The sequence below is a fragment of the Saliniradius amylolyticus genome, from assembly GCF_003143555.1.
Lineage (GTDB): Bacteria > Pseudomonadota > Gammaproteobacteria > Enterobacterales > Alteromonadaceae > Saliniradius > Saliniradius amylolyticus.
The window spans coordinates 2,926,191-2,941,064 of the sequence record NZ_CP029347.1; the positions used below are offsets into that span (position 1 = coordinate 2,926,191).

The window sequence follows — 14,874 nt, forward strand, 5'->3', positions numbered from 1 at the left end:
TTATAACTTGATACAAATATTGCTAGGTTCGGCGTAGAAGTTCAGAGAGTGACTCCCTCCCTCGCGACCAATGCCGGATAATTTGACACCGCCAAAAGGGGTGCGCAGGTCGCGCAAATACCAGGTGTTCACCCAGACCATTCCGGCTTCCATTTGTTGAGCTACTCTGTGGCCTCGACTGATATTCCGGGTCCAAATAGCGGCCGCCAGTCCGTATTGGCTGTTGTTTGCCATCGAAATGGCTTCTTCCTCTGTATCAAAGGGGGTGATGTGGCAGACAGGACCAAAGATTTCTTCTTTAACGCAACGAGCGTCTTCCGATAACCCGGTGATGATCGTTGGTTCGACCCAGGCGCCTTTATCTCTTTGGTCGCCAAATACTGGGACCCCACCGCCAGTGACAAACTGAGCTCCCTCTTTCTCTGCCAGGCGATAATATGACAGCACTTTATCTCTGTGCTCAAATGAGATCAGGGGTCCCATATCCGTATCTTTCTCGGTGGGCCAACCAATTTTCAGGGCCTCTGCTTTTTGCTTCATGCCCTCAACGAACTTGTCGAACAGACCGCGCTGAACATACACCCGCTCGGTGCACAGACACACTTGGCCGCCATTGGTAAATACAGAACGTACCGTGCCTTCCAGCGCCTTATCGAAATCGGCATCGTCAAAAACAATCGCCGCATTTTTACCGCCAAGTTCAAACGACAAGGGCTTCACTGTCTCAGCCGCAGCTCGCATGATGGCGCTGCCGGTTCGCGATTCGCCGGTGAAAGTAATGGCATTAATGCCCGGGTCGGACGTCAGGAACTCGCCTGCAGAGTTTGGTCCAAAGCCATGCACAAGGTTAAAGACCCCCGCTGGCACTCCCGCTTCATCCATCACCTCTGCCAGCAGTGTTGCGCTGGATGGTGTTTCTTCAGAGGGTTTGGCGACAATACAGTTGCCACAAGCCAGAGCCGGTGCCAATTTCCACGTCAGTAATAACAGGGGTAGGTTCCATGGGGCAACGACAGCTACAACACCGAGAGGGCGTCTCACACTGTAGTTAAGCGCCCCAGCACCGTCATTGGTATCGGTATGAAAGCTTTCATTGGAAGCGGTCTTCACCATGTCAGCAAAAATACGAAAATTAGCCGCACCTCGGGGGATGTCGATCGTCGATGCTTGCTGATAGGATTTACCGGTGTCGGCCATTTCAGCTTCAACGAACTCATCAAAGCGCGCTTCAATGCCATCGGCAACCTTGTGCAGCAGAGCCGTTCGTTGTTGCACGCTCATCCGTCCCCAGGGACCATTTAACGCCTTTCGAGATGCTGCAACCGCCTGTTTTACCATTGCCCGGTTGGCTTCGGACACCTTGGCAAGGACATTTCCGTTCACCGGATCAATATTGTCGAAATAGGTGCCACTATCGACAAACGCTCCGCCAACATAATTCTTTATTACTTTGTCGGTCATTCTCACTCTCGCACTGGCTCAGAGGCCATAACTGTTCGCTTATGAATGACTGTACATAGGCATCACATAATATAAAAATATCTTTTGCACGCTTTGATATACATAAAAAGACATATCGATATCTAAGCGTGAGTGAAAGTACCACCACTGAGGCGAGGCGCTACCTTCGACATCTGAAACTTGTTGACCACGTTGAGGGTTGAAGTATAACTTTAATATGATATAGGGGACATTTGCTATATCTTTGAGGCTATACTGAGTCAGGTCTGAACAAGCAGGGGGCACCATGGCACCGGAAAAATTACAGCGGGATATGATCGCCCGAATGAAGCTCAAACACCTGAAATTGCTGGTGACCGTCGGCGAGCAATGCAATATATTCAAAGCCGCCCAATTGATGAACATGGCACAACCAGCCGCCACCAAGATCATCAGAGACATCGAAAACACGTATGAGTTGCAGTTGTTTAACCGGACCTCTCGGGGGGTGATTCCGACGCTCTATGGAGAGGTATTAATCCGGCACGCAAAGCTGGTGCTGTCTCAAATCAAGCATGTGAGTGAAGAACTCACCTCATTACAAAGCGGACTGTCCGGCCATGTAACTGTGGGGACGCTGATAACGGCCAGCCTGACTCTGCTTCCCAAAGCACTGGTAAGACTGAGGGCCGAGCGGCCCAATGTTTATATCACAGTGGTAGAGGGGACACAGGACCGACTTCTTCCATCACTGGTGCAAGGTGACCTGGATATGGTTGTGGGTCGTTTGCCCGAGCACCAGGACTACGACGGGCTCACCACGATCCAGCTATACGAAGAGCCTGCCTACATCGTTGCCCGCTCAGGCCACCCTCTGAGTAATCGTGGCACTCTGGAGCTGGCGGATATCGTCAACGAGTCCTGGATTTTGCCATCCCCCCAGACTTATCTGCGACGAGAACTTGATCAGAGTTTCCGCGATCAAGGCCTGCCATCACCGCAGCCAGTGGTGGAGTCAGTCTCCGTGTTAACCAATCGAACGCTACTGACAGAAACCGACATGATAGCCGTGATGCCGGGACAAGTATTTCACCAGTATGAAAAAGCCGGGGAGTTATGCCGACTTCCCGTGCCACACTTACAGCAGCTTGGGCCGGTAGGCATCACAATGCGCTCCAAAGATAACTTAACCCCGGCAGCTCACTCTTTGATGGAGGACTTACAGCTGGTGAGTGAAGAACTGATTTAAGGTCTCGCCACAAAACCCAGGGCCTCGTATGCCGCCTTGAGCGTCTGCGAGGCCTGGGCACCCGCTTTTTCCGCGCCCTCACGCATCACTCGTTCCAGCTCAGCTTTGTCCTGACGTAGCTCATGATATTTCTGCTGGATGGGTTCCACCAGAGATACCACAGCATCAGCCACATCGCCTTTTAAGTGGCCGTACATCTTGTCTTCATAGTCCGGTACCAAGTCGTCGATGCTACGACCGGTGGCACCAGACAGTAACGTCAGCAGGTTGGACACTCCGGATTTTTGTTCCTGATCGAAATAGATTCTGGCCTGCTCGTCGGAGTCGGTGACTGCACGTTTAATCTTCTTGGTGATTTTCTTAGGATCTTCCAACAAACCAACAAAGTTATTCTGGTTGTCGTCGGACTTGGACATCTTCTTGGTAGGGTCCTGCAGGCTCATAATCCGCGCCCCGGACTGTGGAATGTTCGGCTCAGGTATCTTAAATACCTCTCCGTACAGGTTATTGAATCGGATGGCCACATTACGCGTGAGTTCCAGATGCTGTTTCTGATCCTCGCCAACGGGTACCTGATCCGCCTGATACAGCAGGATATCTGCCGCCTGTAACACCGGATAACTATACAGGCCCACATTGATGTTATTGGTATGACGACTGGACTTGTCCTTGAACTGGGTCATACGATTCAGCTCACCCATCTGGGTATAGCAATTCAGTACCCAGGCAAGTTGGGCATGCTCAGGCACATGGGACTGCACAAACAAGGTGCTCTTGGCGGGGTCGATGCCACAGGCCAGATATAACGCCAGGCCGTCCAGAGTCGCTTCATGCAGGGCCAGTGGATCCTGGCGCACGGTGATGGCATGTAAATCCACCAACATGTAAAGACAGTCGTGATCGGACTGCATAGCTACCCACTGACGCAGCGCCCCCATGTAATTACCGATGGTTAATTGTCCGGACGGCTGGCATCCACTCAATACAATGGGTTTGCTCATAGAGAATTCCTGCTTAACAAAGGCTTGTTTTGTTTAACTCGGTACGCATCTGGCTGATCACCTGCGCATAATCGGTTTGATTGAAGATGGCCGAGCCGGCCACAAACATATCGGCCCCCGCTTCGGCGGCGGCGCGAATATTGTCCACTTTAATGCCGCCGTCGACTTCCAACCGAATATCCCGGCCACTGGCCTCAATGCGTTGCCGGACCTGTTTTAACTTGTCCAGGGTAGAAGGAATAAACTGTTGCCCACCAAAACCGGGATTCACTGACATCACCAGCACATAATCCAGTTTGTCTAAGGTGTAATCCAAATACGTTAGCGGTGTTGCCGGGTTCAGCACCAACCCGGCTTTGCAGCCATGACTCTGGATAAGCTGAATAGAGCGGTCCACGTGCTCCGATGCTTCAGGATGAAAACTGATCATGGAAGCGCCCGCTTCGGCAAACATCTGAATGAGACTGTCAACGGGCTTGACCATCAGGTGGACGTCGATATCAGCGGTGATCCCATAGTCTCTGAGAGACTGACATACCTGGGGCCCGAAGGTCAGGTTAGGCACGTAGTGGTTATCCATCACATCAAAATGAATCACATCGGCGCCGGCGGCCAGTACCGCATCGACTTCTTCGCCAAGGCGAGCAAAATCCGCCGACAAGATAGAAGGGGCGATAAAATAAGGCTGCATAGTGACTCCGATATCATTGAAGCCGCTAACTGTACCGGATTTCCCCAGTCTGAAAAAGTCTTTCCCGTAGCCAAACTTCCCTCTGAGCCTGGAAAAACTTTGCATCAAAACAGTGCACTTTGCGCCATTTCTGCACCATACTGTTAATTACGCTTTCCATTGCTCATGGCCAACGAAATAATAAACCTATATATATCAGTCTATTATCTCGGCCAGCCTGGGTTCATGCTTACCCTGGCATTTGGGCATTAAGCTTGCAACACCTCAGAGAGACGCAATCAACTACTTGATCACACACTCAAATCAGGAGACACAGATGTCAAAATTAAAAACCAGTCTTATTGCAACCAGCTTAAGCGCAATCCTCGTTGCACCAGCGGCACTAGCTGAAGTCAGTGCTAACTTTGGTGTTACCAGTAATTATCTCTGGCGTGGGGTGACGCAGAGCGCCGATAACCCATCGGTTTCTGGAGGCTTGGATTACAGCAACGACAGCGGCTTCTATGCCGGAACCTGGATCGGTTCAGTGGATTTTGGCGGGGAATTTGAAGGTGCCGAATCGGATTTCTATCTTGGCTACGCGGGTGAGCTGGATAATGGTTTCGGCTACGATGTGGGCTACACCTACTATGCGTACACCGATTTAGACGACTCTAACTTTGGTGAACTGTATTTCAATGGTTCATTCAATGCCTTTAGTTTTGGCCTGGCCTACACACCCAATAGCGATCTGCCCGACGACTCACCCTTTGGTCAGGGCGATCTCTATTACCATGTCGGCTATGGTGTGGATTTGGCCGATGATTACGGTCTGGGCCTAACCTATGGCTACTACGCCTTCGATGAGGACGAAACCCTGTATGGCGATAACGATTATGGTCACATTCAGGTAGACATCACTAAAGGCGACTTTATGTTTACCGTTTCTAAGGCCGATGACGAGTCTGGTGACGATGATCTGAAGCTGGTCGTCAGTTGGGGTACCACTTTCTAATCATCCTGTCTCACAAATGCCGGGACACCCTCAGGTGACCCGGCCAACCACTCACCGTCTATTTTTTAACCATTGTCGCAAAGACGGTTGTTCAAATAATCAACTGGCGTATAATAGCGGCATATCAATAGATCGATGATGGATTATGTCTTTGCTCAATAAATTCTTAGGGCTGGCCGTACTGACTGGAGCCTTTTGGTTGGCCAATAATGGATTAGCCCAACAGGAAGAAACGTCGGCGTGTCAGTGTCAGGCTCAGGTGAAGTTGGATAAGCGCTTGCCCATGAGCCACCCTGTGAATCGCTGTGCTACCCAGCAACAACAGGTCAACTGGTGGTCTTGGCTGGGCGGCCATTCCGGTGCCGGTCAGTTTCACTATCTGGACTTACTGGAATTACTAAGCCGTCTGACCAGCGACTCTCAATCTACATCCACGCCTAATCCATGATTCATTCCAACCCTTCCTGGTGGCAAGTCTTTAAGAGTGTTGCTGCCAGTGCCTTTGGGGTTCAGACTGAGGCCAATCGTCAACAGGATTTCCGTAGCCGTTCGTTTTGGCCCTACTTAATCACTGGGGTTGTCTTTGTCACAGCGTTCGTATTAGTACTGGTGTTTGTGGTTAAGTTGATCCTGGCCGGCTCATAAAACGCGAACAATTCATCCACTTTGGACCGCTTATGCCCCTTCTGGCTAATATAGCGACTCACCTTCAGTCTCCGCGTTAATCGACTGGCCTGCTGGTAAATGGTGCGGGTTTGCTCGGTGTCATGATTGCTGATCAGCACGGGCACCCGTGATTCTTTAGCAGCTCTATGTGCCTGCTCGGCCAACTCCTGCTGTTGCGCCATAGAAAACCCTTTTGTAGCGTAGCTGGTGAAATTAGCTGTTTGACTGATGGGCGCATAGGGCGGATCACAATAGACCACATCCTGTCTTCCCAATTGCTCAAAAACTTCCGTAAAGGGCAAACAGGTGAAAGTCGCTTGTTGAGCTTTCTCGGCAAAATGGTACAGCTCCCGCTCCGGGAAATAAGGCTTCTTATAGCGCCCGAAGGGCACATTAAACTTACCGGATAGATTATAGCGACAAAGGCCGTTGTAGCCATGACGGTTGAGATACAAGAACAGCAGGCTACGGTGGTAGCTATCCTGAGTCAGGTTAAATTCTTCACGCAGGGCGTAATAGCGCTCTTTCTGATTCGTATCACTATTAAAAAAAGCTCTGGCGTCACGAACATACTCTTCGGGTTGCTGCTGCAGGATTCGATAGAGTGCGATCAGATCCGGGTTAATATCATTGAGCCAGTAATGCTGAAAATCAGTATTCAAAAACACCGACCCCGCCCCAACAAAAGGCTCCACAAGCCGCCTCCCCTCAGGCAGGGACTGCCGGATTGACTCGATCAGACTGTATTTGCCACCGGCCCACTTCAGGAAGGCCCGGCATTTAGTATTCTTCATGCACTCTGATAGCTTGGGGCAAAGGTAACGATTGTACTGAAAAGCCCAGTGTAAATCTGCTGAAAGTTACTCATCGGTTTGTTCAGCATACCCTTGTTGGATCTCTTTGTGTACCTGTGCCACGCGCTTGGCAAAAGCCCCTTCCTGCTGCAGAGGCTGAGGCAATGCTGCCAAAGCTTGTCTGGCCTCGTCCAACGACGCATAACTGTCTGAACTGACCAGTACATGCCAATGACCGCCGTATCGATTGGTGCGATAGCGCAGCGCATCGGAGAGGTCATGGCGTTGGCGAAAGTCACTGAGCACCTCACTTTGGCTGGCCGCCGATAGCTGCAACACATAATGAGACTTAGGCAAAGTCAGTATCTGCGCTTCGTTCCAGGCATACTGCGGTAACTCTGCAACTGCTGGCTGGGTTTGCGACGATGTGTCCGCTGGACTGGGTTCATTCTGCTGTCTATCGGCCGGTGGTTCAGGCTCCGTCGACTCTTCCTGCTGTGGTTGTTCCACATCTTCGACCGGCGTAATCTCCTTCACCGCGGTTTGCCAGTCTGTGACGACCTTATCACTTTCTGGCTCAGCGACTAATGGAGGCTCGTCACTACCTGCCTGCTCGGGTTCCTTCTCAATGGTGTCGGCAGGCAGTGATGGCTCAGCATCGCTTTGAACCCGGACTCGGCTTTCCTCAGGTACCTCACCCACGTTGGTCAGTAACTCCGGATAAAGCCATAATAGCAACCCACCGAAACACCCCATAAATACGAGCGCCGCCACCATCATCAATATGGGCTTGTTACTTTTGGTGCTCTTTGTGTTCTGGGTTTGATCCTGTCGTTGCCGAAGGCGTTCACTGAAGGCGCGGCGTTTGTCGGCAATCAGTCGGTCTAACTGGGACGGCTCTGGTGCCTCCGCTTCGCTTCCTTCGCTGAAATCATAAGGAACGAAAACCGGCAGGTGACTGCCATCCAAATGATGCCGCACCGCATCGGCCCACTCCTGCTCGCCGGCAAGGATAATCGCCAAGTGACCGTCTTCGATGGATTCGGCATTGCGCGCGAGGTGCCAGAGTTCTTTTACCAGCTTATTGGAAAGGTGATCAGCACCGGAGATGGCAATTAACACCTGTTGTTGCTGCCCGAGTAAGCTACCCAGTTGATGGGTAAGGGAACTGTGATCATCCTCCGCCCGACCCAGAAGCTGGGTCAGCAACTGCTGACGATACTGAGCTTCTGTGGTCTGAGTTTTGCCATGCAGATAGGCAAGATTGACGGCATCACTCTGTTCACTGATGAAGTCGCGCATAAAGCGGCTCTGGGCTGCGGCTTGATTGCCACCAATAATCACCATACCCGACACATAGTTGGTCAGGTGAATCAAGCGTTTATGCAGATCACCAAAAGCCTTACGCACGATTACCGTTTATCATCACCTAAGAGTTTTACCAACAGGCTGTCCTCCACCTCGGCCGTCACCACAGCCTTGCCAATACCCTGAGGAATGACATAGCGGATCCGACTGTCCTGTACCTTTTTATCATGCCGCATGTGAGCCATGAAACTGCGATAATTCATTCTCTCGGGCGGTGTCAGTGGCAAATCAAAGCCCGCCAGCAATTCCCGAATACGTTGATTTTCCGACGCTTGCTGCCAGTTCATGGCCACCGCCACATCAGAAGCAAGAACAATGCCTACCGACACGGCCTCACCATGCAGCCAGTTGCCGTAGCCCTGCTCAGCCTCAATGGCATGGCCAAAGGTATGACCCAGATTCAGCAATGCCCTCAGGCCTTGCTCTCGTTCGTCCTTGGCTACCACTTCTGCCTTGATCTCACAGCAGCGGCGGATCATCTGCGCCAAAACATCCGGGGATTTAGCCTGAATCGCCTCTCGGTGTTCTTCCAGCCACCGGAAGAAGTCAGCATCGTAGATTATTCCGTACTTGACGACTTCGGCCATGCCAGCGGCAAATTCCCGTGCCGGCAGGCTGGAGAGTGTCATGGTGTCGATAAATACGGCCTTGGGCTGGTAGAAGGCCCCGATCATATTCTTGCCCAGAGGGTGATTAACCGCTGTTTTCCCGCCCACGGAGGAGTCTACCTGTGACAACAGCGTGGTCGGCACCTGAATAAAAGGGATGCCACGCTGATAACAGGCAGCCACAAAGCCGGTCAGATCACCGATAACACCGCCCCCCAGCGCAATCAGGGTAGTATCCCGGGCGGCGTTTTGCTCCAACAGCGCTGTCATCACCGACTCAAAACTCTGCAGGGACTTGAACTGCTCGCCATCAGGCAGCACGATCGTGTCCAGGTCCAGATCATTCAGTGCGGCTCTGAATGTGGCTCCATAAAGGGTTTCAACAACCTCATTGGTGATGATAACCGCTTTTGGGCCTTTTATGGCCTGGCGCAGCTGTTCTCCCTGACGTAGCAGGTTGTTCTGAATATAAATAGGGTAGCTACGCTCACCCAATTCAACATTTAATGGCTTCATGAGCGTAGCCCTCATCGATCAGGAAAGCTTATTGATTGATTTTTTCGATGATTTGGTTGGCCACGGCACGGGCACTTTGATCATCGGTTTGTACGACATAGTCTGCGACTTCTTCGTACATGGGGTTGCGCTCTTCCGCCAAGTCCCGCAGCACCTTTTCGGGGTTGCCGTTTTGCAGCAACGGGCGACGTTTGTCGCGCTGCGTGCGGGCCACCTGCTTATCGATAGTGGTCTGCAGGTAGACAACGATGCCACGAGCCGCGAGGCGATTGCGGATAGTCTTGCTGACCACCGAGCCACCCCCGGTTGCCAGTACAATACCTTGCAACTCAGTTAAATCGTTAATGACATCTTCTTCACGCTTGCGAAAACCCTCTTCGCCTTCAATGTCGAACACCCAGCTGATATCGGCCCCTGTACGGCGCTCAATCTCTTGGTCGGAGTCGTAAAAGTCGAGGTGCAATTCGTCTGCAAGGTGTTTGCCAATGGTACTCTTACCCGCGCCCATCGGCCCAACTAAGAAAATATTACGTTTTTCGGCCATTTTCGCTCTGTCACACAACTAAACTGGTTAAAAAGGACTAAACTCAACCCCCCGGTCGAATTTCGGAAGCGGGGATTATCTCAGCTTCATCCGCCTAGATGCAAGTATTGATGCGAGTTGAAGGCCTTCAACTCGCGATTTTCTCCCTTTAGAGCGTCTCAGAGGGCGTCGGTCATCACTTTTGGGGTGACAAAAATCAACAATTCGCGTTTTTCCGCCAGATCCTGTTTGTTACGGAACAGCCCCCCCACCACGGGTAAATCACCAAACAACGGTACCTTGTTGATGGCATTGGTCTTGTTCTGCTGGAAGATCCCCCCCAGCACCACGGTCTCCCCATTTTCCACCAGTACCTGAGTGGCGATTTCCTGAGTATCGATGGCCACCGCCGGGCCAGTGGAGGTAGACACCGTATCGCCACGGGTATCCTGAGTCACGACTAAATCCAGAATGATTCGTTTGTCCGGCGTGATGTGGGGCGTGACCTTAAGACTCAATACGGCTTTTTTAAACTCCACCGAGGTGGCGCCACTGGACGTGGACTGAACATAGGGGATTTCAGTACCTTGCTCAATGTAGGCCTCGTGCTGATTAGCCACAGTAATGCGGGGGCTGGCGATGATTTCGCCTTTGTTTTCCTGCTCCAGTGCGGACAACTCCAAATCCAAAATCGTCCCGTCAGCCAACTTGGCAATATGGAATCCAATTTTGGCTGCATTGCCACTGGCCGCCGGCAGATTCACATTCAAGCGATTATTCAAAGAGGGGATAGACCCACCGGCGATAGCTTCAGCACCTTCCAGTGAGCCGGACACGCCATCGCTGTCCTGCTGATCACTGAATCCCCAGCGAATCCCCAGCTCTTCGGTGACATTATCCCGAACTGTGACCATACGAGACTCTATCAACACCTGCTTGACCGGAATATCAAGTTGTTTGACCATGACCTCCGCCTCGCGAATAGACTCGGCAGTATCTCTGACCAGCACCGAGTTGGTGCGGTCATCCACCGTCACCGAACCACGCTCGCTTAAGATGCCGCCCTCTTCTGATTTGAGAATCGTGGCGATGTCACTGGCCTTGGCGTAATTAATTTGAATGGTCTTAGAACGTAGCGGAGCCAGTTCCTGAACCTGGCGCTCAGACTCAAGTCGCTGCGTTTCTCGCTGGGCCAACTCCTCAGCCGGTGCAATCAGCAAGATATTACCTTCTTCGCGTTTGCCTAACCCCTTAATTTTCAGAATCATGGCCAAGGCTTGATCCCAAGGGACATTAGACAAGCTTACGGTAACATTACCGGTTACGGTGTCCGTGGTGACCAGATTAAAGCCGTTCACCTGGGCAATTATCTGCAGCACTTCGCGTACAGGCACATCCTGAAAATCCAGTGAGATGGGTGCCCCCTCAAAGCCAGAAGACACCTTACCCTGCTGCTGCGCCTCTTTTGGCTTGGGCACCAGCTCCAGTGTCATCACTGAGCCGTTATTTTGCTGGCGCACCGTCACCGGCTCACTTAAGCTAAACAGAATGCGGCTTTGTTCCTCACTCTGAAAGGTTTCCAACTGAGTCACTGGTGTCGCAAAGTCCGTCACATCTAGCTTATACAGTTGGTCTTTTGCCAGTTCAGTGCCCGGCAATAATACTTCAACCTGTTGTTCACCCTGAACCACGGCCGCATCCACGCCCGATTTATCGAACGATACCATGACTTTAGCCGCACCATCCGCCGAGCGGTGAAACTCAATATCCGTGAGTTGATGCTGCTGGACAGCGACGTTTGTGGCGTTGGGGTCCACCAGGCGCACTTCTTGCTCGGCATATACCATTCGAGCCGTGAGTCCACAGGTCAACATCAGCAATAGCCAAGGCCACATAGCATGGCGACGATTGAGTTTTTTATTGAAAATATAGCGTTCGGACATGGTTTATTTTTCCCCTCTTCCGTCGCCAATGGCCAGAGTGCTGGTTTTTTCCTGCCAGCAGCCGGTGCCATCCGGAAGCATTTCGATAATAGTAATTTGCCCATTGGCGATATCGGTAATGCGGCCAAAGAACAGCCCCAAACGATCTCCCACTGTGGCCTTATGCAAAGAGCCATCATTAGCCTGTATCAAGGCCCAGGTCCCTTCTGGATTTGTGAAAAAGCCTTTCACATTAAGCGCATCGGTACCGTATTGCTCCAAAGGCCCTTTGGAGCGAGAAAAATCTGGCTGACGGCAATTGGCCTTGGTCGCTTTTATCTGAGCCGCGCCTTGATTTCCCGGGCGGGTAAAAGGATTGCGCTGCTCGTAGGCATCGTATTCAAACGCCGGCATACGTGAGAACTCAGGGTAAGGCTCAATGCTGACGCGGGTTGTCTGCTTTACCTCAGCGACAAATTGCTTAAGGTCGGCCTTTTCTGCCTGACAACCGGTTAAGAGTAGCATCAGAGGAATGACTAACCACTTCATGGCGAGGTCTCCTCAACCCCTGCCGTAGAGGTGCGATAGGTCTTGGCCTGCAAGCTCAGTGTTAATTGTTCGCCAGCGTCTTCCATAGCAAAGTCATGTACGGTAACTATCCTTGGCAAGGCGGCCACCTGAGACAGAAACTCACCAAATTGGTGATAGTCGCCACTGACTTCCATTCGAATGGGCAATTCAGTATAAAACTCTTTGGGCACTTCCTGTTGCCAGTTGATGAGCTTAAATTTCAGTCCGGCCGAGGTGCCGACAAGGGTGATGTCATCCAGAAGTCCCGGCGTCTCGTTGCTGGTAGGCAGTGACTTCAACATGGATTTAAAGTCCTGTTTCACCTCCGCCAGCTGCTGCTGATAGGCTTCCAGGTTAACAGCGATGCCGTACTTGGCTCGATAGGTACCTTTAAGCTCCTGCTCTTTTTTCTCCAGTGTCTCTAAGGTTGGCAACTTATCACTGATCAACAGGTAATAGCCCAACACGCCGGTTAGTATTGCCAGCACCAGAGCCACCACGGTTTTGATTTCGAACGGCCAAACGGCCACCTGCTCAAAGTCGAGCTCATTCATTTCCTTGAGTTTGCTAAAATCAAACTTCATGGCTGTGTCTCCTCAGCCTGCTCTATCTCAGGTGCCACGCTCTGGCTTAGCGCGAACGTGAGCTTAAACTCGCTGACAGCATCCGAGGTATCGGTATTGGCCACAATGGATGCCAGGTCTTCGTCGATAAACACCTCGGAAACCTCTAACTGCCGCATAAACTCCGACAGTCGGTTATTCGATTCACTGATCCCACTGACTTCCAAAGTGCGCCCACTGCGATTCAAACGCCGGAAAGCGATCCCCGGAGGCACAATACTGGCCAACTCATCCAACACATGAGGAGCAATATTGCGACTGGTTTGTAATTGCTCAATCAGCGCCATGCGTTGCTCTACCTGACGTTTCTGTTCACGGATGCTCTTAATTTGCGCAATCCTGCTGTCCAGAACAGCAATTTCCTGTTCCAGGTACCGATTACGTTCTGTCTGGTTCTGAATCAACTGATCCACCCCACTGCCAATCAGCCAAAATAGGGCGAAGGTCACCATCACGACCAGCAGCAAGACCAATAGATACTGTTGTTTCTGTTGTTGACGTTTTGCCTCTCGCCAAGGCAGTAAGTTTATATGTGCCATGGTTTAAAGCTCCGACTTGCCAGCCCTAGGGCGATAGTCATTTGAGGTCCCTCAAGAGGCGTGTCTTGTTTATCGTCTTTATCGGCCAGACTGGCCAGAGGGTTAAACACCTTAACATCCATGTTCAGATCCTCGCTTAACTCCCCGGCAAGGCCGGGCAAGTTAGCACCGCCACCACAGATGAGTAAGGACGAGGGCATCGCCACGCTGGCCGACGCACTGAACATCTGTAATGCTCGGTTAACCTGTTGCTGGAGATTTGACAGGAACATAGGCCAGGTTTGCTCGCGCCAATGTGGGTCCATCCCCTCACCGACGAGTTGAGCCTGCACTTCAAAGGGCTCGGCCCCCGTCATCATAGCGATATCGCGGACCAGATTATCGAAACCAAAATTGTGCTCTTTACTGTAGATCACCTTGCCATTTTGGACAGCGGTTACCAACAATTGACTGGCGCCCAAGTTCAGGCAACACAGCACCTCATCGTCTGCCAGCTCAGGGCCAAAATCCAGTAATGCGGTACCGAGGGCATAGCCATCTACATCCACCACTTTTGGCTCCAACTCCAGTTCGCGAAGCAACGTTACCCGTTTATCCACCATATCTCGGTGTGCAGCACTGAGAAGTACATCCACCTTACCCTGATAGAAACGGCTTTCCCCCAGTTCCTCAAAGTCCACATAGACTTCATCCAGGGGATACGGGATTAAGCTGTCCGCTTCTACTTCGATCTGACTTTCCAACTCAAAGTCACTCAACCCGGGGTCCATATGAATCACTTTCGTGATCACCGAAGAACCGGACACCGCAATGGCCGCCTCCTTTACCTTGGTACTGAGCTGTCGCTGAACTTTTCGAATGGCCGTGCTGATGGCGTCGTAGTCGTCGATGTCCCGCTCTTTAAACGCATTGCCTTGTATGTATTCGCATGCGCAGGCATTGAGACGGACATCCTCGGCCTTACCGGTCAATAGCACACCCTTAACGCTGCGAGTGCCAATATCCAGCCCCACCATTGCATGCCCATGACTACCGAAAAAATGACTCACTTCTCAATACCTTACCTTAAATATGGACCATCCTTCATTATGATTCACTTCATCCTGAAACGGGGCTACGCAGTAACTCATACGTATAAACCTGGCCCCCGCAAAGCACCTCGCCCACTAACTATAGCTAAGTTGTTGTAATAGTCAGTAATTAAAGCGAGCTACCGACTAGCAGTGTAACAACTTATGTCAGCCGCTTAGTATTTTTATTCATACTCAAGTGATCAAAAGGCCTACTTTAATATCAAAACAAGCTGCAATACCAATGTCCTTAGTGTAGAAGGCTTATAAAGAAAGGGCTGGCGTCTTCAATGCCGGCCA

16 protein-coding genes are annotated in these 14,874 nt (G+C 51.4%); 4 read left to right on the top strand and 12 right to left on the bottom strand.

What is annotated here, in order from left to right:
• On the bottom strand, positions 1-1,461 hold the full coding sequence (locus HMF8227_RS13625) for a 2-hydroxymuconic semialdehyde dehydrogenase (RefSeq protein WP_109340703.1): 1,461 nt from the start codon (positions 1,459-1,461) through the stop codon (positions 1-3).
• A gap of 286 nt (positions 1,462-1,747) precedes the next feature.
• Here HMF8227_RS13625 and HMF8227_RS13630 point away from each other — a divergent pair, with 286 nt between their 5' ends.
• Positions 1,748-2,689, top strand: coding sequence for a LysR family transcriptional regulator (locus tag HMF8227_RS13630; protein WP_109340704.1), 942 nt, complete (start codon positions 1,748-1,750; stop codon positions 2,687-2,689).
• On the opposite strand, the gene trpS is transcribed toward HMF8227_RS13630, so the two are convergent.
• Together trpS and rpe are read right to left on the bottom strand one after the other, a co-directional pair.
• Entirely contained in the window at positions 2,686-3,690 is a 1,005-nt protein-coding gene (gene trpS, locus HMF8227_RS13635) for a tryptophan--tRNA ligase (RefSeq protein WP_109340705.1), read from the bottom strand. The two genes, HMF8227_RS13630 and trpS, sit on opposite strands and share 4 nt — an antisense overlap.
• Positions 3,691-3,703: 13 nt before the next feature.
• Positions 3,704-4,381: a ribulose-phosphate 3-epimerase gene (rpe, locus tag HMF8227_RS13640; RefSeq protein WP_109340706.1), complete on the bottom strand. Its 678-nt coding sequence runs from the start codon at positions 4,379-4,381 to the stop codon at positions 3,704-3,706.
• Between the two features lie 316 nt (positions 4,382-4,697).
• Between rpe and HMF8227_RS13645 the strand changes: the two genes are divergently transcribed.
• The 3 genes from HMF8227_RS13645 to HMF8227_RS13655 all read left to right on the top strand — a co-directional run bounded on the left by HMF8227_RS13645 (position 4,698) and on the right by HMF8227_RS13655 (position 6,020).
• Complete coding sequence (locus HMF8227_RS13645; RefSeq protein ID WP_109340707.1) at positions 4,698-5,375, top strand: TorF family putative porin; 678 nt, start codon at positions 4,698-4,700, stop codon at positions 5,373-5,375.
• A 145-nt stretch (positions 5,376-5,520) separates the two neighbouring features.
• Positions 5,521-5,823, top strand: coding sequence for a hypothetical protein (locus HMF8227_RS13650; protein WP_109340708.1), 303 nt, complete (start codon positions 5,521-5,523; stop codon positions 5,821-5,823).
• Positions 5,820-6,020, top strand: coding sequence for a DUF2970 domain-containing protein (locus HMF8227_RS13655; RefSeq protein ID WP_109340709.1), 201 nt, complete (start codon positions 5,820-5,822; stop codon positions 6,018-6,020). Before HMF8227_RS13650 ends, HMF8227_RS13655 begins: the two co-directional genes overlap by 4 nt.
• On the opposite strand, the gene HMF8227_RS13660 is transcribed toward HMF8227_RS13655, so the two are convergent.
• From HMF8227_RS13660 to pilM, 9 genes are all read right to left on the bottom strand, one after another.
• Positions 5,936-6,835, bottom strand: coding sequence for a Dam family site-specific DNA-(adenine-N6)-methyltransferase (locus HMF8227_RS13660; RefSeq protein ID WP_109340710.1), 900 nt, complete (start codon positions 6,833-6,835; stop codon positions 5,936-5,938). The two genes, HMF8227_RS13655 and HMF8227_RS13660, sit on opposite strands and share 85 nt — an antisense overlap.
• 66 nt (positions 6,836-6,901) lie before the next feature.
• Positions 6,902-8,245, bottom strand: a complete 1,344-nt coding sequence (locus tag HMF8227_RS13665) for an SPOR domain-containing protein (RefSeq protein ID WP_109340711.1) — start codon at positions 8,243-8,245, stop codon at positions 6,902-6,904.
• Between the two features lie 2 nt (positions 8,246-8,247).
• Positions 8,248-9,327: a 3-dehydroquinate synthase gene (gene aroB, locus HMF8227_RS13670; RefSeq protein ID WP_109340712.1), complete on the bottom strand. Its 1,080-nt coding sequence runs from the start codon at positions 9,325-9,327 to the stop codon at positions 8,248-8,250.
• Positions 9,328-9,355: 28 nt separating this feature from the next.
• Positions 9,356-9,871: a shikimate kinase AroK gene (aroK, locus tag HMF8227_RS13675; protein WP_109340713.1), complete on the bottom strand. Its 516-nt coding sequence runs from the start codon at positions 9,869-9,871 to the stop codon at positions 9,356-9,358.
• A gap of 158 nt (positions 9,872-10,029) precedes the next feature.
• The gene (locus HMF8227_RS13680; protein ID WP_109340714.1) at positions 10,030-11,793 is read right to left on the bottom strand and encodes a type IV pilus secretin PilQ; all 1,764 of its coding nucleotides are present in this window, start codon (positions 11,791-11,793) and stop codon (positions 10,030-10,032) included.
• Positions 11,794-11,796: 3 nt separating this feature from the next.
• Complete coding sequence (locus HMF8227_RS13685; RefSeq protein WP_109340715.1) at positions 11,797-12,321, bottom strand: pilus assembly protein PilP; 525 nt, start codon at positions 12,319-12,321, stop codon at positions 11,797-11,799.
• Complete coding sequence (locus tag HMF8227_RS13690) at positions 12,318-12,926, bottom strand: type IV pilus inner membrane component PilO (RefSeq protein ID WP_109340716.1); 609 nt, start codon at positions 12,924-12,926, stop codon at positions 12,318-12,320. Before HMF8227_RS13690 ends, HMF8227_RS13685 begins: the two co-directional genes overlap by 4 nt.
• Complete coding sequence (locus HMF8227_RS13695) at positions 12,923-13,504, bottom strand: PilN domain-containing protein (protein WP_109340717.1); 582 nt, start codon at positions 13,502-13,504, stop codon at positions 12,923-12,925. Before HMF8227_RS13695 ends, HMF8227_RS13690 begins: the two co-directional genes overlap by 4 nt.
• Entirely contained in the window at positions 13,492-14,553 is a 1,062-nt protein-coding gene (gene pilM, locus HMF8227_RS13700) for a type IV pilus biogenesis protein PilM (RefSeq protein WP_239421317.1), read from the bottom strand. The genes HMF8227_RS13695 and pilM overlap by 13 nt, the downstream gene beginning before the upstream one ends.
• Positions 14,554-14,874 lie beyond the last annotated feature (321 nt).